This window comes from Pasteurella dagmatis, from assembly GCF_900186835.1.
GTDB classification, from domain to species: domain Bacteria; phylum Pseudomonadota; class Gammaproteobacteria; order Enterobacterales; family Pasteurellaceae; genus Pasteurella; species Pasteurella dagmatis.
This window is the reverse complement of record NZ_LT906448.1, coordinates 949,585-973,908: the sequence shown is the minus strand read 5'-3', so window position 1 is coordinate 973,908 and position 24,324 is coordinate 949,585. Positions and strand designations below refer to the sequence as shown.

General features: G+C 37.7%; 19 protein-coding genes. 11 read left to right on the top strand and 8 right to left on the bottom strand.

Annotation, left to right across the window (positions count from 1 at the left end; genetic code table 11):
- The first annotated feature begins 5 nt into the window (after window positions 1-5).
- The 3 genes from lolD (at window position 6) to aroG (ending at window position 3,163) form a co-directional block, all read left to right on the top strand.
- Window positions 6-689, top strand: coding sequence for a lipoprotein-releasing ABC transporter ATP-binding protein LolD (gene lolD, locus CKV78_RS04395; RefSeq protein WP_005762316.1), 684 nt, complete (start codon window positions 6-8; stop codon window positions 687-689).
- Complete coding sequence (gene lolE / locus CKV78_RS04390) at window positions 689-1,942, top strand: lipoprotein-releasing ABC transporter permease subunit LolE (protein ID WP_005762315.1); 1,254 nt, start codon at window positions 689-691, stop codon at window positions 1,940-1,942. The genes lolD and lolE overlap by 1 nt, the downstream gene beginning before the upstream one ends.
- Before the next feature lie 141 nt (window positions 1,943-2,083).
- A complete protein-coding gene (gene aroG, locus CKV78_RS04385; protein ID WP_005762313.1) occupies window positions 2,084-3,163 on the top strand; it encodes a 3-deoxy-7-phosphoheptulonate synthase AroG in 1,080 nt (359 codons plus the stop codon).
- A 61-nt stretch (window positions 3,164-3,224) separates the two neighbouring features.
- Here the strand turns inward: aroG and CKV78_RS04380 are convergent, their stop codons facing one another.
- Both CKV78_RS04380 and CKV78_RS04375 read right to left on the bottom strand, forming a co-directional pair.
- Complete coding sequence (locus CKV78_RS04380) at window positions 3,225-4,052, bottom strand: DNA ligase (protein WP_032855166.1); 828 nt, start codon at window positions 4,050-4,052, stop codon at window positions 3,225-3,227.
- 198 nt (window positions 4,053-4,250) lie between these two features.
- Window positions 4,251-5,276, bottom strand: a complete 1,026-nt coding sequence (locus CKV78_RS04375) for a branched-chain amino acid aminotransferase (protein WP_269457968.1) — start codon at window positions 5,274-5,276, stop codon at window positions 4,251-4,253.
- A gap of 466 nt (window positions 5,277-5,742) precedes the next feature.
- Between CKV78_RS04375 and CKV78_RS04370 the strand changes: the two genes are divergently transcribed.
- Both CKV78_RS04370 and rlmM read left to right on the top strand, forming a co-directional pair.
- Window positions 5,743-6,630, top strand: a complete 888-nt coding sequence (locus CKV78_RS04370; protein WP_005762309.1) for a transcriptional regulator GcvA — start codon at window positions 5,743-5,745, stop codon at window positions 6,628-6,630.
- Window positions 6,623-7,723: a 23S rRNA (cytidine(2498)-2'-O)-methyltransferase RlmM gene (gene rlmM / locus CKV78_RS04365; RefSeq protein ID WP_005762308.1), complete on the top strand. Its 1,101-nt coding sequence runs from the start codon at window positions 6,623-6,625 to the stop codon at window positions 7,721-7,723. The genes CKV78_RS04370 and rlmM overlap by 8 nt, the downstream gene beginning before the upstream one ends.
- A gap of 66 nt (window positions 7,724-7,789) precedes the next feature.
- On the opposite strand, the gene CKV78_RS04360 is transcribed toward rlmM, so the two are convergent.
- A complete protein-coding gene (locus CKV78_RS04360; RefSeq protein ID WP_005762307.1) occupies window positions 7,790-8,392 on the bottom strand; it encodes a peroxiredoxin C in 603 nt (200 codons plus the stop codon).
- Between the two features lie 167 nt (window positions 8,393-8,559).
- Between CKV78_RS04360 and metC the strand changes: the two genes are divergently transcribed.
- Window positions 8,560-9,753, top strand: coding sequence for a cystathionine beta-lyase (gene metC / locus CKV78_RS04355; protein ID WP_005762305.1), 1,194 nt, complete (start codon window positions 8,560-8,562; stop codon window positions 9,751-9,753).
- A gap of 90 nt (window positions 9,754-9,843) precedes the next feature.
- Here the strand turns inward: metC and CKV78_RS04350 are convergent, their stop codons facing one another.
- A complete protein-coding gene (locus CKV78_RS04350; protein WP_005762304.1) occupies window positions 9,844-11,130 on the bottom strand; it encodes a citrate synthase in 1,287 nt (428 codons plus the stop codon).
- 323 nt (window positions 11,131-11,453) lie between these two features.
- Between CKV78_RS04350 and sucA the strand changes: the two genes are divergently transcribed.
- From sucA to sucD, 4 genes are all read left to right on the top strand, one after another.
- Window positions 11,454-14,246, top strand: coding sequence for a 2-oxoglutarate dehydrogenase E1 component (gene sucA / locus CKV78_RS04345; protein ID WP_032855164.1), 2,793 nt, complete (start codon window positions 11,454-11,456; stop codon window positions 14,244-14,246).
- Between the two features lie 69 nt (window positions 14,247-14,315).
- Window positions 14,316-15,536 (top strand): 2-oxoglutarate dehydrogenase complex dihydrolipoyllysine-residue succinyltransferase, encoded by a 1,221-nt coding sequence (odhB, locus tag CKV78_RS04340; protein ID WP_005762302.1) that lies wholly within the window; start codon window positions 14,316-14,318, stop codon window positions 15,534-15,536.
- Window positions 15,537-16,100: 564 nt separating this feature from the next.
- The gene (gene sucC / locus CKV78_RS04335; protein ID WP_005762301.1) at window positions 16,101-17,267 is read left to right on the top strand and encodes an ADP-forming succinate--CoA ligase subunit beta; all 1,167 of its coding nucleotides are present in this window, start codon (window positions 16,101-16,103) and stop codon (window positions 17,265-17,267) included.
- 1 nt (window position 17,268) lies between these two features.
- Window positions 17,269-18,138 (top strand): succinate--CoA ligase subunit alpha, encoded by an 870-nt coding sequence (gene sucD / locus CKV78_RS04330; RefSeq protein ID WP_005762300.1) that lies wholly within the window; start codon window positions 17,269-17,271, stop codon window positions 18,136-18,138.
- A 69-nt stretch (window positions 18,139-18,207) separates the two neighbouring features.
- Here sucD and adk read toward each other — a convergent pair whose 3' ends face one another.
- From adk to galE, 3 genes are all read right to left on the bottom strand, one after another.
- Window positions 18,208-18,852, bottom strand: a complete 645-nt coding sequence (gene adk, locus CKV78_RS04325; RefSeq protein WP_005762298.1) for an adenylate kinase — start codon at window positions 18,850-18,852, stop codon at window positions 18,208-18,210.
- A 162-nt stretch (window positions 18,853-19,014) separates the two neighbouring features.
- Complete coding sequence (locus CKV78_RS04320; protein ID WP_005762297.1) at window positions 19,015-20,298, bottom strand: AmpG family muropeptide MFS transporter; 1,284 nt, start codon at window positions 20,296-20,298, stop codon at window positions 19,015-19,017.
- Between the two features lie 2 nt (window positions 20,299-20,300).
- Entirely contained in the window at window positions 20,301-21,317 is a 1,017-nt protein-coding gene (galE, locus tag CKV78_RS04315) for a UDP-glucose 4-epimerase GalE (protein ID WP_005762295.1), read from the bottom strand.
- A 303-nt stretch (window positions 21,318-21,620) separates the two neighbouring features.
- Here galE and CKV78_RS04310 point away from each other — a divergent pair, with 303 nt between their 5' ends.
- Window positions 21,621-22,934 carry an NCS2 family permease gene (locus CKV78_RS04310; RefSeq protein WP_005762294.1) on the top strand — a complete coding sequence of 438 codons (1,314 nt, stop codon included), beginning with the start codon at window positions 21,621-21,623 and terminating at the stop codon, window positions 22,932-22,934.
- 62 nt (window positions 22,935-22,996) lie between these two features.
- Here CKV78_RS04310 and tilS read toward each other — a convergent pair whose 3' ends face one another.
- Complete coding sequence (gene tilS / locus CKV78_RS04305; RefSeq protein WP_005762291.1) at window positions 22,997-24,304, bottom strand: tRNA lysidine(34) synthetase TilS; 1,308 nt, start codon at window positions 24,302-24,304, stop codon at window positions 22,997-22,999.
- Between the last annotated feature and the right edge of the window lie 20 nt (window positions 24,305-24,324).

Below are 24,324 nucleotides of genomic sequence, written 5' to 3'. Positions count from 1 at the left end.
AATCAATGACTCAGCATTTATTACATTGTCAGAATATTAATAAATTTTATCAAGAAGGTAGCTTGCAAACTCATGTGTTGAAAGATGTGTCATTTTCGATGAACGCAGGTGAGCTGGTTGCTATTGTTGGGAGTTCAGGATCAGGTAAAAGTACGTTATTGCACACTTTAGGTGGTTTAGATCAACCAACTAGCGGTGAAGTATTTATTAACAGGCAATCTTTACAGAGAGCAAATGCTAATGAGTTAGCAAGTTTGCGTAATCAATATTTAGGATTTGTATATCAGTTTCATCATTTAATGGCAGATTTTACCGCACTTGAAAATGTAATGATGCCAATGTTAATTGGTAAACAAAACAAGGTAGAAGCACAAGCGAGAGCAGAAAAAATGCTAAGTGCGGTTGGTTTAGCACATCGAATTTCACATCGTCCATCTGCATTATCAGGAGGTGAACGTCAGCGTGTTGCTATTGCTCGTGCTTTGGTCAATCAACCTGCATTGGTATTAGCGGATGAGCCAACAGGAAACCTTGATCGTAAAACCACAGAAAGCATTTTTGAATTAATCCAACATCTTAATCAAGAGCAAAATATTGCTTTTTTATTAGTGACACATGATCTGAGTTTGGCAGAAAAACTTTCTCGTCGCTTGATTATGCAAGACGGTGTTTTACACGAGGAAAACTGATGAATACTCCGTTTTTTATCAGTTGGAGATACCAACGTAGCAAACAAAAAAATCGATTAGTGTCTTTAATTTCCACTTTTTCAAGTATTGGTATCGCACTTGGCGTTGCAGTTTTGATAGTGGGCTTAAGTGCAATGAATGGTTTTGAGCGTGAACTTAATCAACGTATTCTTGCCGTTGTACCTCATGCTGAAATTGCAGCTTATCCCAATCATAAAGGCGAGAGAGTGATTCTATCTAAACATAAGCTTAAATATTTACTTGAGAGTCATAGTGAAATTATAGGGGTATCCCCCTATGTTAGTTTTACCGCCTTAGTGGAAAATGGTACTAAGTTAAAAGTAGTCCAAGTTAAAGGTGTAGAAAAGCAAGCACAAGATAAAGTGAGTTCAATTGGAAACTTTGTATTAGACAAGGCATGGCAATCTTTTAATGAGAAGAGTGGTTTGATTTTAGGCTATGGTATTGCAAAGGAGCTAGGTGTAAACATAGGGGATTGGGTGAGTTTGTTGATTTCTCAAACTACGGATGAACAACAGCTTTCTCAACCGACAAGGCATCGTATCCAAGTAAGTGGTATTTTACGTTTAGATGGTCAGTTAGATCACAGTTATGCGTTGTTACCATTAGAACAGGCACAGCAGTTTTTGAACTTTAGACCAGAACAAGCGACAGGAGTAGAACTCAAAGTTAAACATCCGTTTGAAGTAAGACAACTTGAATATCCGATGTTATCGGATTATCCACAAGCTCTCTATGCACAACATTGGATTAATAAATTTGGTTATATGTATCGTGATATTCAATTAATTCGTACGGTAATGTATATTGCAATGGTTCTCGTGATTGGTGTAGCGTGTTTTAATATTATTTCAACGTTAATTATGGCTGTAAAAGATAAGCAAGGCGATATTGCCATTATGCGAACCCTTGGTGCGAATAATCGCTTTATTAAACAAATTTTTATTTGGTATGGCTTGCAAGCAGGGATGAAAGGGTGTTTAATTGGCATCTTTTTAGGCATTATTCTCGCCCTCAATTTAACCCAAATCATTCATGGTATAGAATGGTTGTTGGGGCGAAAATTATTATCGGACGGCATTTATTTCGTTGATTTCTTACCAAGTGAACTCCATTGGCAAGATGTGATTATCGTTTTTTTAGCTGCGCTGATTTTGAGTTTGGTGGCAAGTTTATACCCCGCAAATCGTGCTGCACAATTAGAACCAGCACAAGTTTTGAGCAGTCATTAAAAAACCGAAAATAGCTGATATTGAACTGGTTTACTAGTGCAGAATCCTGTGGTAAATTTGACCGCACTTAAGTGATTTATATAATTAATTGAAATACAAAACTTAAGGTCTAACTTTTTTATAGATGTAAGTGAGCAAAATATGACTGAATATAAGAATGAAATTCATATTGAAAATGATGACACAAGAATTGATAAAATTGAACAAGTTTTACCACCAGTGGCATTATTAGAAAAATTTCCAGCAAGTGATGTAGCAGTTGACGTAGTAAGACAAACCCGTAAAAAGGCACATAATATTATTCACCAAAAAGATGACCGTTTGTTAGTTGTTATTGGTCCTTGTTCTATTCATGACCCTGTTTCTGCATTGGAATATGCAAAACGGATTAAGGTAATGCGTGAGAAATACCAAGATACTCTTGAAATTATTATGCGTGTTTATTTTGAAAAACCACGCACAACAGTAGGCTGGAAAGGGTTGATCAACGATCCTCATTTAAATGGCACTTTCGAATTAAACGAAGGTTTACGTATTGCACGTAAATTATTATCTGATATTAACGATTTATCTGTGCCAGCCGCAGGTGAATTTTTAGATATGATTACGCCACAATATTTAGCAGATTTTATGAGCTGGGGGGCAATTGGTGCGAGAACAACAGAATCACAAGTGCATCGCGAATTAGCCTCGGGGCTTTCTTGTGCAGTTGGATTTAAAAATGGCACTAACGGTAGCGTTAAAATTGCTTTAGATGCGATGGGGGCAGCGGAATCACCACATTATTTCTTATCAGTGACCAAATTTGGTCATTCAGCGATTGTTTCGACCAAAGGAAACGAGGATTGCCACATTATTTTACGCGGTGGTGAACAAGGTCCAAATTATAGTGAGGACGATATTAATGCTGTTTGTGCAGATATTCAAAAGAGCGGCCGGATTCCACACGTAATGGTTGATTTTAGCCATGCAAATAGTTGCAAACAGTTTAAAAAACAATTAGACGTTTGCCAATCTGTATGTGAGCAGATTTCAAAAGGCTCTAAGCAAATTTTTGGTGTGATGATTGAAAGCCATTTAACGGAAGGGCGTCAAGATCTTGTGGACGGCAAAGCACTTACTTACGGACAAAGTATCACAGATGCTTGTATCGGTTGGGAAGATAGTGAAGTTGTTTTAGAAGCACTTTCCAATGCGGTGACAGCTCGCCGCAGTCTATAAGAATAAGCTTTATTGATAACTTAATTGAAAACAAGGGCGCTAAATGATAGCGCCTTATTTTTTATTTGCGCTTTGAGGATAAAGATTGAGATGAGCGTAAGAAAGTAGCAAATCTGGGTTTCCCTTTATTCGTCAACCCTCGATATTTGTAACGAATCTCAGTTCCAATTGGTGGTGGGTTAGCTCGATCCGACAATGTAAATCCCGAACCAATCTTGAATTGTCCATAATGATTCTCACAAGTCAGTGAACCAAAATGATTTTCAAATTGTCCTTTGCCTTTATGATGAGCAACGACCTTACAAACCTCTTCAAGTGCGGTCTTTAATTTCAAAATTTGCTGGCTACGTTTTCTTTCATAACCAGCATTGGGATTCCGCAATACTACACCTTCACCTTTTTGTCGCTCAATCTCTTGTAAAAATTGGGCAAGGTGCGTTTTATTTTGAATAGGAATTTGCTCAATGATTTGGATATAAGGCGTAGGATTTTCATCTAAATAACGTTTTAATGTGTCTAACCGCTCAAATAAATTACCTTTTGCGTTTGGTACATCAAACACATATAATTTTAGCTGATGCCAACCTTTATCTTCTTGAGAACGAACAATGGACGAAATAAATTCAAAGTGATTTCTTTGGTAAAACAGCTCACCATCAATCGCAAAAGGTGGAAACTTTTCTAAAAAGTAAGTGGGAGCTGAAAGTACAAAGCCTTGCTTACTGTAAAGTTTTTCTCCATCCCAATAACCGCGTACACCATCTAATTTCTCACTCATCACCCAACCATCAATATTCTGATTTTTATATGTTTCTAGCAACATTAATTCAGGTGATTGAGCGAAAGCAGTTATCGTAAAAACACAAAGTAATATAATAAGTTGATACATAATTTCTCTCTTAATTGTCATTCTGAATCAATTTTAATTATGAGATAGATGGATAAAAGAGAATGAAAGTGATTCTGCGACTTGCATCGTAAAAATCACTTTATTGCATATTGATTTTCGGATATGAAAAAAAGTGCGGTCGAAACGTTAAAAGTTTTAACCGCATTTTTATTATGAAAAGTATGTTTTAATAGTTAATTATTCTACTTTAACAATCCAGCCTTTTGGTGCTTCAACATCACCAAATTGAATGCCAACCAATTCATTGTAAAGCTTCAAAGTCACTTCACCTACTTCTGTTTCTGAATAGAATACATGGAAATTATCGCCATATTGAATACCGCCAATTGGGGTGATCACTGCAGCTGTACCACAAGCACCAGCCTCTTTAAATTGGCTTAATTGGTCAATATAAACATCACCTTCTACTGTTTCTAGTCCTAAACGCTCTTTTGCTAAATAGAGTAGCGAGTATTTAGTTATACTAGGAAGAATTGATGGCGAAAGTGGTGTAACGAATTTATTGTCTTTAGTAATACCAAAGAAGTTTGCAGATCCTACTTCTTCAATTTTAGTGTGAGTGGTTGGATCTAAATAAATACAGTCACCAAAACCACGTGATTTCGCTTCTTTACCCGGATATAAACTTGCTGCATAGTTTCCTCCGACTTTTGCAGCGCCAGTACCTTGTGGTGCTGCACGGTCATAGTTAGACACCAAGAAATTGGTTGGTTTTAATCCACCTTTAAAATATGCACCTACAGGACAACAGAAAATCGAGAATATATATTCAGGAGCGGGGTTTACGCCAACATTATCACCGACACCAATTACAAATGGACGTAAATATAATGTTGCACCAGTGCCGTATGGAGCAAGCCATTCTTGGTTAGCTTTAATTACTTGTTTACACGCATCAATAAACATTTCGGTTGGTACACTAGGCATTAATAGACGCTGGCAGCTACGTTGCATACGTTCCGCATTTTGATCTGGTCGGAAAAGGTTGATTGAGCCGTCTTTGCAGCGATACGCTTTTAAGCCCTCGAAGCATTGCTGACCATAATGGAGGGCAGTTGAGCCTTCGCTAATATGTAAAACATTATCTTGAGTTAATTCGCCTTTTGACCATTTACCATCTTTCCAATAAGCAATATATCGGTAATCTGTTTTTATATAACCGAAACCTAAATTCTGCCAATCAATATTTTTTGTCATTGTTATATCCTTTTTGTTGTGTCCGAAAATACTATTCAATCTACACCATTCTGGATAGCTTGCAAATATTTACAGTTAAAAAAATCTAGGCAATCAATGAAATAGCAGTAAGCTTATAAAGTTAAGAAGAAATAAAAAGAGGAATGTGCTAGAATTCCGCACATAAAAAAACACCGTTCAAAAAGAACGGTGTATAACCAAAAAGGGTTTAAATAAATATACAGGAAGTGAAAATAAGTAACTTCAAAAAAAGTTACTTTGTTTGGTTTCCCAAACAATATGCAAACACAACATCATACTTAAGTCTGAAACTCTTTAACCAGTAAGGAATTACCAATCATTAAGTATGCGTGCATTGTAGTGAAGAGGTAGGAAATCGACAAAGGATATTTTTTTATTTGATGCATTAAAAAAAGTAATGTGAATAAAATCTGTTATATTATAGATCAAAAAATTAACATTGAGAAGAAATATGTATAAACGTTTGCCTCCCTTGAATTCATTGAAAGCTTTTGAGTCTGCAGCAAGGCATTTGAGTTTCACAAAAGCGGCAGAAGAGCTATTTGTTACACAGGCAGCAGTGAGCCATCAAATAAAACTGTTAGAAGATTTTTTAGGCATTGAGTTATTTAAGCGTAAGAATCGTGCATTAGAATTAACCGATTTAGGTAAGGCTTATTTTGTAGATGTGACAAAAATTTTACATCGTTTAGTGGAAGCAACAGATAAATTATTAGCATTAAAGAACGATAAGCATCTTACTATTAGTGTGCCACAAACTTTTGGTATCCAATGGCTTGTGCCACATTTGAGCGGATTTAACAAATTGTATCCTGAAATTGAAGTGCGTTTGAAAGGTGTTGATCAAGATGAGGGATTATTAAGCAAAGAAATTGATATTGCTATTTATTATGGACAAGGAAACTGGGATAATCTACAAGTTGAAAAATTGGTAGAAGAAAATCTATTGATTTTGGCTTCTCCGAAACTCTTAGAACAAAACCCGATTCACATAAAAGAAGATTTAAAATCACATACCTTAATTCATACTCATACACGTGATAACTGGCAAAATATGGCAAATTTTTTGCAGTTAGATGACTTAAATATTCAGCAAGGTTCGTTATTTAGCCATACCTTTATGGCATTGCAGGCTGCCATTCACGGACAAGGTTTAGTTTTAGCAAATCGTATTTTAGCTCAACAAGAGATTGATAATGGGCATTTACAAGTTGTACTGCCAACACAATTGCGTGATCCAAAATCCTTTTATGTAGTGAATCATTTTGACAATAATGATGAACGCGTCCAAGCCTTTCGTGTTTGGATTATCGAAACAATGAAGCAGAAAAATGAATAAATTAGCCTTATATTGTCGCAGCGGCTTTGAAAAAGAAGTTGCTGCAGAAATCTCAGAAAAAGCAACCGCACTTGGAGTGTTCGGCTTCGCTCGTATACAAGAAAAAAGTGGTTATGTTATTTTTGAATGTTATCAAGCTGGTGAAGCAGATCGCCTTGCGAAAGAAATTCCATTCAATCAATTAATTTTTGCTCGTCAAATGATTGTGGTTTCAGATCTGCTAAGTGATTTGTCAGTAGAAGATCGTATTAGCCCAATTTTAGCGCAATATCAACAGTTAGCAGGTGTTGTGAATTTAAAACAAAGTAGCGAATTATTTGTTGAGACTGCTGATACCAACGAGGCGAAAGAGTTATCTGGTTTTTGTCGTAAATTTACTGTGCCACTACGCCAACATCTTAAAAAACAAGGCTGGTTAAATTTCAATGAAACGAAAAAGGGTGCTGTAACACTTCACGTTTTCTTTGTTAAATCAAATAGTTGTTATGTGGGCTATTCATATAATAACAATCATTCTAAGCATTTTATGGGGATTCATCGTTTGAAATTTCCAGCAGATGCACCAAGTCGCTCCACTCTAAAATTAGAAGAAGCGATTTTAACTTTTATTCCAAAGGAACAAGAAGCGCAACATTTGAAAGATACAATGTACGCAGTGGATCTAGGCGCTTGTCCAGGTGGTTGGACATATCAATTAGTGAAACGAGGTTTGTTTGTTTATGCTGTAGATCACGGCAAAATGGCAGAGAGTTTGCACGAAACGGGACGCATTGAACATTGCCCTGAAGATGGTTTTAAATTCCAACCTCCAAAACGTCGAAAAATTGATTGGCTTGTGTGTGATATGGTGGAGCAGCCTGTTCGTATTACTCATTTAATGTTGAAGTGGTTAATCAATGGTTGGTGCTATAAAATGATATTCAATTTAAAATTACCAATGAAAAAACGTTATGTAGAAGTGCAACAATGTTTAGAACATATTGAAAATGAATTAACAAAACACGAATTCAGTTATCAAATTCAAGCAAAACATTTATATCATGATCGTGAAGAAATTACTGTATATATTGAAGTGAAGCCGAAAGTGAATTAAGTGTAGTCAATTTTTGAAGTGTGTTGAAAAGAAAAGGGCTAAATTATTTAGCCCTTTTTGATTTAATTAAAGTTCATTAGCATGTTGTTTTAAATATTTTGCTACGCCCTCTGGGTTATCTTGCATACCTTCTTTACCTTTTTCCCATTGAGCAGGGCAAACCTCACCGTGTTCTTCGTGGAATTGTAATGCATCAACCATACGTAACATTTCGTCGATGTTACGACCCAATGGTAAATCATTAACTACTTGGTGACGAACAATGCCATTTTTGTCGATTAAGAATGATGCGCGTAATGCAACCCCAGCTTCTGGGTGTTCAATTCCAAAAGCTTTTGCAATTTCGTGTTTAACGTCAGCAACTAATGCATAGTTTACCTCACCGATACCGCCTTTATCTACTGGGGTTTTACGCCAAGCATTATGGCTGAATTGTGAGTCGATAGATACACCGATGATTTCAACACCGCGTTTTTTGAATTCTTCATAACGGTGGTCAAATGCGATTAATTCAGATGGACATACGAAAGTGAAGTCTAATGGATAGAAGAAAACTACTGCTGCTTTACCTTGAGTGTGTTGTTTAAAATTAAAGTTATCAACTATTTCTCCATTACCTAGAACTGCTGATGCTGTAAAATCTGGTGCTTGACGTGTAACTAATACCATAGTAAAAAATCTCCTATTAAATAAATTGATTAACCTATATTGACTGGTTGTAAAATAGTAAAAAAGGACCTCGTTATTGTAGGAGAGATAAAAGTGTTTATATAATTGGTTTCGTCTATTGCAATGATTGTTATAATCTTAAGTTATTTTAAATATAGAGAAATGTAATGAAAAAAAAATATGCAGAATCAACAAAATTTATCCATTCAGGTAGAGATAGAAAATTCACACTAGGTAGTGTGAACTCTGTTATCCAGCGAGCATCCTCTCTTGTCTTTGACTCATTAGCTGATAAGAAATATGCCACAATTAACCGTACTCAAGGCGCATTATTTTACGGACGCCGTGGCACCTTAACACACTTCGCATTACAAGATTTAATGATGGAAATTGAAGGTGGTGAGGGGTGTTATCTTTACTCTTGTGGTGCAGCGGCAGTGAGTAATGCGATTTTATCTTTTGTTCAAGCCGGCGATCACGTTTTGATGACAGGTGCAGCTTATGAACCTACGCAGGATTTTTGTAATCAAGTGCTTAAAAAATTGCAAGTCGACACAACATATTATGATCCACTTATTGGTGAAAAAATTGCGAGTTTAGTACAACCCAATACCAAAGTGCTTTTTTTAGAAGCACCAAGTTCGCTCACAATGGAAGTCCCTGATATTCCTACGATTGTTAAAACTGTCCGTAACATTAATCCAGAAATTGTGATTATGATTGACAATACTTGGGCAGCAGGGGTGTTATTTAATGCGTTGGAATACGATATTGATATTTCTATTCAAGCTGGAACAAAATATTTAGTTGGACATTCCGATGTAATGATTGGCACGGCGGTGGCAAATAAGCGTTGTTGGGCGCAATTACGTGAACATTCTTATTTAATGGGGCAAACAGTGTCGGCAGATTGTGCCTATATGACATCAAGAGGAATTAGAACGTTAGATATTCGTTTAAAACAACATCAAGAGAAAAGTATTGAGGTGGCACGATGGCTTGTTGAACAACCAGAGGTGAAAGCTGTTTATCATCCTGCATTGCCAAGTTGTCCAGGTCACGAATTTTTTAAACGTGACTTTAAAGGTGCAAGTGGTTTATTTTCCTTTGAATTACATCAAAAATTAAACCAAGCGCAGTTAGAACGTTTTATGAATCATTTTGAATTATTCAGTATGGCGTATTCTTGGGGCGGTTTTGAGTCTTTAATTTTATATAATCAACCAGAAGAAATTGCACGTATTCGTCCCAATATTCAGCGTAAATTAACAGGAACATTAATCCGTGTACATATTGGCTTAGAAGATACACAAGATTTAATTAATGATTTAAAAGCAGGATTTGAGCGTTTGCAAGACTAAAGTGCGGTGCAAATTTTGAAAATTTTATTAAAGCGTAAGTAAGATATAAAAAAGAAGGGGCATAATGCCCCTTTATTGTATTGATTAAGTTTAGCTTTTATCCATTGCAGTAAATGGACGTTCCATCTCCCCAACATAAAGCTGACGAGGGCGTACAATTTTCATATTGCCCGGTTTGAACATTTCTTTCCAGTGTGCAATCCAACCTACAGTTCTTGCTAATGCGAACATTACAGTAAACATTGATGTTGGAATACCGATTGCTTTCAAGATAATACCTGAATAGAAGTCCACATTTGGATAAAGTTTATGTTCAATGAAATATGGATCGCTTAAGGCGATGCGTTCTAATTCCATTGCTACATCAAACAGTGGATTCTGGATATTCAATTCATTCAACACGTCGTGGCAAGTTTGACGCATTACTTTTGCACGTGGGTCATAGTTTTTATACACACGGTGGCCAAAGCCCATTAAGCGGAATGGATCATTTTTATCTTTTGCACGTGCAATAAATTCAGGAATACGATCAACTGTGCCAATTTCTTCTAACATATTGATACAGGCTTCGTTTGCACCACCGTGCGCAGGCCCCCAAAGTGAAGCAATACCTGCTGCAATACAAGCAAATGGGTTAGCTCCTGAAGAGGCAGCGGTACGTACTGTTGAGGTTGAGGCATTTTGCTCGTGGTCTGCATGGAGGATGAAAATTCGATCCATTGCACGTTCTAACACTGGGTTTACTACATAGGGCTCACAAGGTGTTGCGAACATCATATACAAGAAGTTCCCTGAATAAGAAAGATGATTTTGTGGGAACATAAATGGTTGTCCGATGGAATATTTGTAACACATTGCCGCTAGTGTTGGCATTTTAGCCAATAAGCGAATTGCAGTAATTTCACGGTGAGTAATATCGTTAATATCCAATGAATCGTGATAGAAAGCTGCTAGAGCACCACTTACACCACACATAATTGCCATTGGGTGAGAGTCACGACGGAAACCATGGAAGAAGCGAGAAATTTGCTCATGAACTAGGGTATGGCGTCGCACAAGTTGAGTAAAATTTTTATATTCTTCTGCTGTTGGTCGTTCACCAAATAACAATAAGTAGGCAACTTCAACATAATCCGCATTTTTTGCAAGATCTGCTATTGGATAGCCTCGATGTAGTAACACACCGTTGTCGCCATCAATATAAGTAATTTCAGAACGACAAGAAGCAGTAGACATAAAACCAGGATCATAAGTAAAGAGCTTCTTTTTGACTAGGGATTGAACATCCACCGCATCATAACCAAGAGAACCTTTGTGCACTGGTAGATCGTATTCACGACCATCGCTTAAGGTGAGTTTTGCAGTTAATTCAGACATAAGTTCATCCTTATTTTAGTGAGTTGTGTGTTTTTTTATCGCATTTTTAAACAATATAACCTTAAATTTGTTGAGTGTCTTTATTATGAAGAAAAAAAAATGTAAATAAATTGTTATTTTTTGAAAGTGAGACAGAGATCAAAAAATAGCAAAAATGTTAATGCAATGTTACATAATGTTATTGCTTATTGGAGTGAATTGTTTTTTAATCATATAAAGGCATGATTGAAAAAAGAAGAAGTTATTATTGGTAAATCCTCTGTATAATAGCAAAGGTGATTTTCGCTATTATTGTTATCAAGTACTTATCTCAGGTGGACATAATGCAACAAAAAAACTCAATTAGCGAATGGCTAAATTCAAGCGCTTTAGGTGGTATTAACCAGACTTACATCGAAGAGCTTTATGAAGATTACCTGCGAGATCCCGAATCGGTTGATGCCAGTTGGCAAGATATTTTTAACTCCCTTCCAAAAACAGTTGAAGTAGAACAGCCCCACTCTCAAGTCCGTGATTATTTTAAACGACTCGCTCGTGATAACTCTCCAAATGGAGTCGGTGTCATTGATCCAAATGTCAGTGCAAGATTAGTAAAACTCCTCCAATTTGTGAATGCTCATCGCAATCGTGGACATTTACACGCTAATCTTGATCCGCTGAATATGTGGCAACGAATGGAGGCGCCAACTTTAGATTATAAATACCACGGTTTTGATGACAGTGATCTTGATGAGGTGTTTGATGTTGGCGGTAAAGTCGCAAATAAAGATAAAATTTCATTACGTGATTTAACCGATTTATTAAAGAAAACCTATTGTGGCACGATTGGTCTTGAATTTATGCATGTCAATGATGTGGAAGCAAGAACATGGCTACAAAATAAATTAGAATCTCGCCTAACTCAATCTTTCAATAAAAAAGAACAATTGAAATTTCTAGAAGAATTGACTGCAGCAGATGGTTTAGAACGTTATTTAGGTGCTAAGTTCCCTGGTGCAAAACGTTTTTCATTAGAAGGTAGTGATGCTTTTATCCTTTTAATGAAAGAAATTATTCGTCATGGTAAACGTAATGGTATTGACGAAATCGCAATGGGCATGGCACACCGTGGTCGCTTAAATATGTTAGTCAACGTATTAGGTAAGAAACCTTCAGAATTATTTGATGAATTTGCGGGCAAACACCACGGGAATGGTACAGGAGACGTAAAATATCACCAAGGTTTTTCTTCTGACTTTATGACAGATGATGGTATTGTGCATTTAGTGCTTGCTTTCAATCCATCTCACTTAGAAATCGTTAGTCCAGTGGTTATTGGTTCAGTTAGAGCAAGACAAAAGCGCATTAACGATCATGAAAAAGCCAGAGTATTGCCAGTGACTGTCCACGGTGACTCAGCCGTAATTGGACAAGGTGTAGTACAAGAAACCTTAAATATGTCAGGCACTCGTGGTTACAGTGTAGGTGGTACAATACGTGTTGTGATTAACAATCAAATCGGTTTTACTACTTCAAACCCAAATGACACTCGTTCAACAGAATACTGTACTGATATCGCCAAAATGATCGAGGCACCAGTGATTCATGTTAATGGTGATGATCCTGAAGCTGTTGCTTATGCCGCTCGTATGGCTGTGGAATATCGCACTTTATTTAAACGTGATATTTTCATTGATTTAGTCTCTTATCGTCGCCATGGTCATAATGAAGCGGATGAGCCATCAGCTACCCAACCACTAATGTATGATCGTATCAAAAAACATCCTACACCACGTAAAGTATATGCAGATCGCTTAGTGGCTCAAGGTGTGATCAAAGACGAGGATGCTACTGAACTGCTCAATAATTATCGTGACGCCTTAGATCGAGGTGATTGTGTCGTGTCTGAGTGGCGGGAAATGGATCTGACTGCAAAAAACTGGACGAAATACCTCAGTCGTGAATGGTGTGAATATGAAAGCAAATTTGATGCAGAACGCTTTAAAGGATTAGCCAATAAAGTATGTGAATATCCGGTACATCATGAATTGCATTCACGTGTAAATAAAATTTATTCTGACCGCACTTTAATGGCAAAAGGTGAAAAACTTTTTGATTGGGGGATGGCAGAAACAATGGCTTATGCTACTTTGTTAGATGAAGGATATCATGTGCGTTTATCTGGTGAAGATGCGGGACGTGGTACATTCTTCCATCGTCATTCTGTATTACACAGCCAAAAAGATGCAACGCTTTATATTCCATTAGCTAATTTACACGGTTCACAAGGTCGTTTTGAAGTTTGGGACTCTGTATTGACTGAAAATGCGGTATTAGCCTTTGAATATGGCTATGCGACAACGGATCCAAAAACATTAACCATTTGGGAGGCTCAGTTTGGTGACTTCGCAAACTGCGCACAAGTCGTTATGGATCAGTTTATCAGCTCGGGGGAGCAAAAATGGGGCAGGATGTGTGGTTTAGTGATGTTGTTACCACATGGTTATGAAGGTCAAGGTCCAGAGCATTCATCTGCTCGTTTAGAGCGTTATTTACAGCTTTGTGCACAACAAAATATGCAAGTCTGTGTACCTTCAACGCCTGCACAAATTTATCACTTACTACGTCGTCAAATGTTACGTAAAGTGCGCCGTCCATTAGTGGTGATTTCACCAAAATCCTTGTTACGTCATCCATTAGCAGTGTCATCAATGGATGAGCTAATTAATGGTAAGTTCCAAAATGTGATCCCTGAAGTCGATGCGTTAGATCCGAAACAAGTCAGACGAGTAGTGATGTGCTCTGGCAAAGTGTATTACGATTTATTAGAACAACGTCGTAAGAACAATCAAACGGATGTTGCGATTATTCGTATTGAACAACTTTATCCATATCCGCACGAGGAAATGAAAGTAATCTTAGAGCCTTATAGCCATGTTACCGACTATGTATGGTGTCAAGAAGAACCGTTAAATCAAGGAGCGTGGTATTGTAGTCAACATAACTTTGTGACATCAATTCCAGAACAGGGCAAGTTACGCTATGTAGGGCGTCCAGCATCAGCATCGCCAGCAGTAGGTTATATGTCATTGCACAATGAACAACAATCAGCACTTGTCACAGAGGCTTTAGCTTAATTTAGACTAAAAGTACGGTGAAAATGACCGCACTTTTTAGAAAAATAAACCTGAAAAAAGGAAAAAACAATGAGCAATTTTGAGATTATTACACCAGATTTACCAGAATCCGTTGCTGATGCAACTGTGGTCACTTGGCATAAAAAAGTGGGTGATACTGTAAAACGTGATGAAATCTTAGTTGAAATTGAAACGGATAAAGTTGTCTTAGAAGTACCGGCAGTATCAGACGGTGTATTAGAAACTATTATTGAAGCAGAAGGTGCAACCGTGGTGAGTAAACAACTATTAGGTAAACTATCTGCAGTTGCTGTTGCAGGTGCTGTGACTAAAGATACGGTTGCGACGCAAGAGCCAACACCAGCGGATCGCTATAATGCAACATTAAGTAGCGAATCTGTTGGTGCTGATTCAGTAAGCCCTGGCGTACGCCGTTTAATAGCAGAATACGATCTCAATGCAGAAGAGATTAAAGGTACAGGTGTAGGTGGGCGAATCACACGTGAAGATGTGGAAAAAGTGTTAGCATCGAAAGCACAACAAACCAAAACAGAGAGAGAAGCAGAACCAGCAAATTTCAGCGTGGGTAATCGTGAAGAAAAACGTGTACCTATGACCCGTTTACGTAAACGTATTGCAGAGCGTTTATTAGAGGCAAAAAACAGCACTGCAATGCTAACTACTTTTAATGAAGTAGATATGGCACCAATTATGAAATTGCGTAAAGTTTACGGAGAGAAATTTGAAAAACAACATGGTACTCGTTTAGGCTTTATGTCATTTTATATCAAAGCAGTAGTTGAGGCCTTAAAACGTTATCCTGAAGTGAATGCCTCTATTGACGGTGATGATATCGTTTACCACAACTATTTTGATATTAGTATTGCAGTTTCAACTCCACGAGGCTTGGTCACTCCAGTATTACGTAACTGCGATAAATTAAGTATGGCAGATATTGAAAAAGAAATTAAAGCGCTAGCTGATAAAGGTCGTGACGGTAAATTAACTGTAGAAGATCTGACTGGTGGTAATTTTACTATTACTAACGGCGGCGTGTTTGGTTCATTAATGTCAACACCAATTATTAACCCACCACAAAGTGCGATTTTAGGTATGCACGCTATTAAAGATCGCCCCGTAGCGGTAAATGGTGAAGTTGTTATCCGTCCGATGATGTATCTTGCGTTGTCATATGATCACCGCTTAATTGATGGGCGTGAGTCAGTCGGTTTTTTAGTGGCAATTAAAGAATTACTTGAGGATCCAACACGCTTGCTCTTAGAAATTTAATAATCTACTAAGTGCGGTTACTTTTAGAAAAGTTTTAAAAATTGACCGCTCTTTTATCATTCTTTGCAATATTTGTTAAGAGGATAATATGAGTAATTTTGCTTCTTGGCTTGAAATTTAGATTGTTCATTTGTAACGAGCAAAATAGTTTTATAAAGATGTATTTAAGATTCCTCTGATGAAGGAACATTGCCTGTTAGATAAGTCTGCCAGTGTTTCTTTTCTACAGAAAATGAGCAAATATTGGTAGGAATATTATACGAAGATAAAGATCTTCCTGTTGTTAAAGGAAATAATTTTACTCTTTTTGTGAAAACTGTTCGCTAGAAACTGAACGAACAGTGAAATTTGGAGGTAAGTTGTTACAAGGCAAAACAAGTATTGGTGATTAAGGGGTTTATACCGTTATCTCAGATTCTGAGAGGAGCAAAATTTGCTTGCATTTTCAATACAAGTAATTCAATCAATGTGATAACTTGAAATGATGACACTTTTGCTATTTTGCAATAAACAAAGCGAGCTGTAAATACGAGCTGATAATATGACGATGAGGAATACAACGCTATGAATCTACACGAGTATCAAGCGAAGCAAATTTTTGCTGAATATCAATTGCCAGTTGGCAAAGGTTATGCGTGTAAAAACGCAAATGAAGCAGCGGATGCGATTAAGAAACTCAATGGTGATGTTTGGGTAGTAAAATGCCAAGTTCATGCAGGTGGACGTGGTAAAGCAGGTGGCGTGAAATTAGTGCGTAATGAAGCAGAAGTACGAGCCTTTGCAGACCAATGGCTAGGCAAGCGCCTCGTGACTTTCCAAACAGATGCCAATGGTCAGCCAGTAAACACAATTTATGTGGAAGAAGGCTCGAGCATTGAGCGTGAGTTATATTTAGGTGCTGTGCTTGATCGTGCTTCACAACGTGTTGTATTTATGGTTTCTACTGAAGGTGGGGTGAATATCGAAGAAGTGGCAGAAAAAACACCGCACTTATTACATAAGATGGCGATTGATCCATTAACAGGCGGAATGCCATATCAAGGTCGTGAGCTTGCTTTTAAATTAGGTTTAAAAGGCGACCAAATTAAACAATTTGCGCATATTTTTGTGCAAATAGCGAAAATGTTCGTGGAAAAAGATTTAGCATTATTAGAGGTGAACCCATTAGTCGTGACCAAAGAAGGCAACCTACTTTGTTTAGATGCAAAAATCGTGGTAGATAGCAATGCCTTATATCGTCAGCCAGTATTAAAAGCAATGCAAGACCCAAGCCAAGAAGATCCTCGTGAAGCACTAGCCGAATCTCATCAATTAAATTATGTAGCTCTTGAAGGTAACATCGGTTGTATGGTGAATGGCGCTGGCTTAGCGATGGGGACAATGGATATTATTAAATTACACGGTGGTCAACCAGCAAACTTCCTTGATGTTGGTGGTGGTGCAACCAAAGAACGTGTAGCAGAAGCCTTCAAAATTATTTTATCTGATAGTGCAGTAAAAGCGGTGTTAGTGAATATTTTTGGTGGTATTGTACGCTGTGATTTAATTGCGGAAGGGATTATTGCGGCAGTAAATGAAGTGGGTGTCAATGTGCCTGTTGTTGTGCGTTTAGAAGGGAACAATGCGCCTTTAGGTCGTGAAATTTTAGCAAACAGTGGCGTGAATATTATCGCGGCAAACACTTTGACTGATGCTTCGATTCAAGCAGTGAAAGCAGCGGAGGGGAAATAATATGTCTATTTTAATTAATAAAGATACAAAAGTGATTTGCCAAGGTTTTACTGGCGGTCAAGGTACATTCCACTCTGAACAAGCACTTGCTTATGGCACGCAATTAGTGGGTGGTGTTTCACCAGGTAAAGGTGGCACAACGCATTTAGGCTTACCTGTATTTAATACTGTGCGTGATGCGGTTGAAACAACAGGTGCAACAGCAACTGTCATTTATGTACCAGCACCGGGCTGTAAAGATGCTATTTTAGAAGCCATTGATGCGGGTATTAAATTGGTGATTTGTATCACTGAAGGTATTCCTACATTAGATATGTTACAAGTGAAACAACGCTTAACTCAAGCTGGTGTACGTATGATTGGGCCTAACTGCCCTGGCGTGATTACTCCTGAAGAATGTAAAATCGGAATTATGCCGGGTAATATCCACAAAAAAGGCAAAATCGGTATTGTTTCACGTTCAGGTACATTAACTTATGAAGCAGTAAAACAAACAACGGACGAAGGTTTTGGTCAATCCACTTGTGTAGGTATTGGCGGCGACCCAATCCCTGGTTCAAGCTTTATTGATATTTTAAAACTTTTCCAAGATGATCCTCAAACTGAAGCGATTGTTATGATCGGAGAAATCGGTGGTTCTGCAGAAGAGGAAGCTGCATCCTTTATTAAAGAATACGTCACTAAACCCGTCGTGAGTTACATTGCGGGCGTGACCGCACCAAAAGGCAAACGTATGGGGCACGCAGGTGCAATTATCAGTGGCGGTAAAGGTACGGCAGATGAAAAATTCGCTGCACTCGAAGCTGCCGGCGTGAAAACTGTACGCAGTTTAGCGGAAATCGGCACTGCCCTAAAATCGCTTTTAAAATAGACCGCACTTTTATGTAGATAACAAAAAAGGCTGTTTGACACAGCCTTTTTTAGTTGATTTGGAAATTAATTAAGCAAGAATTGAATCTAATTCTTGGCTTACTTCTTCTACTTTTTTAGTACCGTCTAAACGGAAGTATTTAGTATTGCCAGCGTTTGCTTCTGCTTGGTAATAGTCCACTAATGGTTTGGTTGTTGAGTGGTACACTTTTAAGCGATCTAATACCGTTTCAGGTTTATCGTCTGCACGGATAATTAAGTCTTCGCCAGTCACATCATCTTTACCTTCCACTTTTGGTGGGTTGTAAACCACATGGTAAGTACGCCCTGAAGCTTGGTGAACACGACGACCACTCATACGTTCTACGATCACTTCATCTGGTACATCAAACTCTAAAACGTAGTCAATTTGGATACCTGCAGTTTTTAATGCATCTGCTTGTGGAATGGTGCGTGGGAAACCGTCTAATAAGAAACCTTTTACACAGTCATCTTGTGCAACACGCTCTTTTACTAATGAAATGATTAAGTCATCAGGCAGTAATTGACCTGCGTCCATTAAGGTTTTTGCTTGTTTACCTAATTCAGTTCCCGCTTTGATTGCTGCACGCAACATATCACCAGTAGAGATTTGTGGGATACCAAATTTATTCATAATAAATTGTGCTTGTGTACCTTTACCAGCACCTGGCGCACCTAATAGGATGATTTTCATAATGACCTCATTGATTAAAATAATCGGATTTTTGACCGCACTTTTTATCGAATCTGATAACTCTGAGCAAAGTGCGGTGTAATATTTACTTGTTTTCTTACAAAACAAAACAGTTAATGGTTGCCGAATTTGATAGAAATGTCAACTACTCAGCTGATAAGCCTAGCTTTGAGTTTTGACTTCTGGTTTCGCAGACCAAGGTGCTACTTTAAATAACATTAACATACCTGGAATTGCAGCAACAAAACAAATCCAGAAGAAAGTATAGTAACCGTAATTAGCGACAATTACCCCTGAAAAGGCACTAAAGATCTTGCTTGGGATTGCAGCTAAACTCGTGAAAATTGCTAATTGTGTGGCAGTATAAAGAGGATTGGTTTCTTTTGCCATAAATGCAACAAACGCTGCTGTACCTAAGCCTACCCCGATGTATTCACCAATAATCACAGTAGTTAAAACAAAAAATTCAAATGAACCAATGGTTTCGAATTTGCCGTAACTTGCCATCCATACAAAACCGAGAATCGTGATTAATTGAACCAAGCCGAATAACCATAATGAACGATTGATACCTAAACGTAGCATCGCAATTCCACCTAACATACCTGAAATAATTGATGCCCAAAGTGAGTTAAATTTTACTACAGTTCCTATGTCAGTGTTGCTGAAGCCCATATCTAAAATAAATTTAGTTTGTAACGATGTTGCTAGAGAATCACCAAATTTATATAAAAAGATAAAGAGAATTAAAACTAAGGCAGAAGAAACACCTTTACGGTTAAAAAATTCTTTAAATGGTAAAGCAAAAGTATGATAAAACGGTAAAGAGCGGTCAATTTGTGGCACGTTTGGTTCTTTGCTTAGGAAGAGCGAAAGAATCAAACCTGGGATCATAAACAACGCAGTGAAAATGAATACGATATTCCAAGGCAGTGTATCTGCAAGGATTAAAGATAAACCACCGGGGATTAAACCGGAAATTCGGTAAGCATTAACGTGAATAGAGTTACCTAATCCAAGTTCTTCATCGCTTAAAATTTCACGGCGGTAAGCATCTATGACGATATCTTGCACAGCAGAAAATACGGCAATAGTCGTTGAAATGAGCGCGACAGTTTGGATATTGGCTATTGGGTTATATTGACCAAGTAGTGCAATCAAAGCAAGTAATCCTACTTGAGTGATAAACATCCAGCTACGGCGACGGCCAAGAAAGTTTGGATAATAACGGTCGAGTAGTGGTGAAATGATAAATTTCCAAGTATAAGGAAAACCAATCAAAGTAAAAAAACCAATAGTTTTTATATCCACATTATTGGAAGATAACCAAGCAGGAACCATTTGGAATAACAAATATAATGGTAGACCAGAACTGAACCCTGTAAAAATACAGAGTAACATATTACGGCTAAATATTTGTGATAATACGGTTGGTTTATTCTCCATAGCTAATCTCGATAGCCTTTCGGATTATTTTTTTGCCACTTCCATGTATCTTTCATCATTTGTTCAAGACCACGATCTGCCGTCCAACCTAATTCATTTTTCGCTAAACTTGGGTCTGAATAACAGGTTGCAATGTCACCAGGGCGACGATCAACTAATTTATAAGGAATTTTGATGTCGTTAGCTTGTTCAAAGGCTTTCACCATATCTAATACGGAATAGCCAGTGCCCGTTCCCAAATTATAAATGTGTAAACCAGAATCGCCTTCGTGACGATCAAGCGCTTTAATATGACCAATAGCAAGATCCACAACGTGGATATAATCACGTACCCCGGTGCCGTCGTGAGTATCATAATCGCTACCAAAAATAGAGAGTTGTGGTAATTTACCGATAGCTACTTGGCTGATATAAGGCAATAAGTTGTTTGGAATACCGTTTGGATCTTCACCAATTAAGCCACTTTCGTGTGCGCCCACAGGGTTGAAGTAACGTAAGATAGTGATACTAAATTCAGGGTTTGCTTTAGCAACGTCTGTTAAAATTTGTTCCACCATAAATTTTGATGTGCCGTAAGGGTTGGTTGTGCCGCCGACTTTGCAATGTTCAGTAATAGGAATAATTTCTGGGTCGCCATAAACTGTGGCAGAAGAACTAAATACAAAATTCCACACACCTGCTTTTTTCATTTCTTGGATTAACACTAGCGAACCTGTTACGTTGTTCATATAGTATTCAGCTGGTTTTTGCACACTCTCACCAACGGCTTTTAACCCAGCGAAGTGAATCACCGATTGAATTTTGTTTTCTGCGAAGATTTTTTGTAAAAGTGCGGTATCTAAAATATCGCCTTGATAGAATTTGACGGTTTTACCTGTGATTTGGGAAACACGCTCGAGGGATTTTGGGGAAGAATTACAAAGATTATCTAAAACAACAACATCTTTATTTGCATTAAGTAGCTCAACAACTGTATGTGAGCCGATATAGCCTGCGCCACCAGTTACAAGAATTGCCATATTTTGTCCTTAGTTGCTTCGTTTATCTGATTGAAAATTATAGTTAGTATAGATCTTTTGCGCAGTAAGTGAAAGATCTATACCATAATGACAAAGTATGCTGAATGAGTAATTGAATTTTCTATAAAAAGTAAAGAGAAGGATCCCTTTTTTATTTACCTCATTATTTTACACATTCTCTTATAAATTCCCTTTATATTAATTTTTATCTTAATCATTTTACGCAAACGTTTACTATTATAAAAATTAGCGTAGAATATGCGCTTATTTTTTACTTTTACTATTTTAATTTAAGGAAACAATATGTCTTTAGAAAAACATTTTGAAGTCACCACACGTGGTTCAAGTGTTCGCCAAGAGGTGATTGCTGGACTAACGACGTTTTTAGCAATGGTGTACTCTGTGATAGTTGTACCCAAAATGTTGGGTGCAGCAGGCTTCCCTGCTGAATCTGTATTTATCGCAACCTGTTTAGTGGCAGGCTTAGGCTCTATTCTAATCGGCTTATGGGCAAATGTGCCAATGGCGATTGGTTGTGCGATTTCATTAACAGCTTTTACCGCATTCAGCTTAGTATTAGGTCAACAAGTGAGTATCCCTGTGGCATTAGGCGCAGTGTTCTTAATGGGTATTGTGTTTACACTCATTTCTGCAACAGGTGTTCGTGCTTGGATTTTACGTAACTTACCAATCAGCATTGCACATGGTGCGGGTATCGGTATCGGTTTATTCTTATTATTAATCGCTGCAAACGGCGTTGGTTTAGTGGTAAGCAACCAAGCTGGTTTACCAGTGAAATTAGGTGAATTCACTTCATTCCCTGTATTAATGTCATTAATCGGCTTGGCATTAATTATCGGCTTAGAAAGAATGCAAGTAAAAGGTGGTATCTTATGGGTGATTATTGCGATCACTATCGTAGGTTTAATCTTCGATCCAAATGTGAAATTTGGTGGTAAAGTTTTCCAAATGCCAACTTTCGGTGAAAATTCATTATTCTTACAATTAGATATTATGGGCGCATTACAACCTGCTATTTTACCTGTGGTATTTGCCCTTGTGATGACAGCTGTATTCGATGCAACAGGTACAATCCGAGCAGTTGCTGGCCAAGCAAACTTATTAGATAAAGATGGTCAAATTATCAACGGTGGTAAAGCATTAACTTCAGACTCTGTAAGTAGTATTTTCTCTGGTATTTTTGGTACAGCGCCAGCAGCAGTGTATATTGAATCTGCAGCAGGTACAGCAGCAGGCGGTAAAACAGGTATCACCGCAGTCGTTGTGGGTGTGTTATTCCTATTAATGTTATTCTTCCAACCATTAGCATTCTTAGTGCCTGGTTATGCAACTGCACCAGCATTAATGTATGTAGGTTTATTAATGTTAAGCAATGTAAGCAAATTAGATTTCAATGATTTCATCGGTGCGATGAGTGGTTTAGTTTGTGCAGTATTTATCGTATTAACTGCAAATATCGTAACTGGCATTATGTTAGGTTTCGCAACATTAGTGATTGGTCGTTTAGTATCTGGTGAATATAAAAAATTAAATATCGGTACTATCGTGATCGCTGTTGCATTAGTGGCGTTCTATGTAGGTGGTTGGGCGATTTAATTCGTTTCACCGAACTTGCTAAAATAAAACAAAGGGCAGAATATTCTGCCCTTATTTTTTCCTTATTCGTTATTTTCATCGAAAACTTCAAACAAACCGACCGCACTTTTGAGCTTATCACCATAGAAAATCAATGGAATACGTTGGCGTTGCCACACTGGCACATTAAAGTGTTGCCAAATCTTCTTCATTTCTTTATTGGCGGATTTTTCTGTTAAACGAATTTTGCTAGAGTAGCTAAAACGTATTTGAATCGGGGAGTTTGTGAAAGGTAACTTTTGAGTCACAAGCTGTTTATTTTTCCACTGTACAAGTAATTTATCGGCTTGCTGCGTAAGCGTTAATGTGCCTAAATTATCAGGTAAGCAAACTGTTTCACCTATTTTAATGTCGACTTTATGGGTTGAAATATCCGTAAATTGTGGCGTTAAATACAATTTTTGTTGATGACGACGAACAACCTTTTCACCTAATTGGAATAATGGATTGCTATCAGATCTGGCAAAAATGACATCCTGAATAATCTGTTCAAGTTGCACTAATGAGGGCATTGGCAATTGCCATTCATTGAGCCATAAGCGCAATAACGCTTTCTGCTTGGTCGCAGAATATTGTGCGAATTGTTGAATACTGAAAGAGCGGTCAGTTTTATCAAAGTTTTGTGCAAACTCATCGGCTAATAATTCATTGATTAATTGCTGTTGTTCAAAACAATGCTGTGCAGAACGTTGCACTGCTAAATCAAAATGCGCCCAGCGTTGACGTAGTTCAGGTAAAATTTCATTACGCAGAAAATTGCGTTCATAGCGGTTATCACGATTGCTTTCATCTTCCACCCAATCCAATTTTGTGGCTTGCACAAATTGCTCTAATTCGGGGCGAGTAAAATGGAGTAGAGGGCGAAAAACCGGCAAATTATAGACTGTGCTTTGTAATTGCATCGCCCCCAATCCTTGCAAACCACTTCCACGTTTTAAGGCAAGAAAAAATGTTTCTGTTTGATCTTGTAGATGATGTGCAGTCGCTAAAATCTCATCAGGTAAAATATGTTGTGATATAGCTTGATATCGTGCTTCACGCGCCCCCGCCTCAATGCCATTACAGGTATCTACCCGCACTTTTTCAATAATTAATGGCACGTTTAACTGTTCACAAATTTGTTTGCAGTGTTCTGTCCAACTATCTGCGTTTGCACTCAAACCGTGATGAATATGAATGGCACGCATTTGTAAGTGCGGTCGATTTTCACGAAGTTTTGTGAATAGCAGAAGTAAGGCGGTGGAGTCCAAACCACCACTAAAACCAATTAAAAATTGCTTTTGTGTTGAGGCGTATTTATCAATTTGGGCTTGGAATTTTGTTAATAACATAAACGTGTGAGATAAAAGTA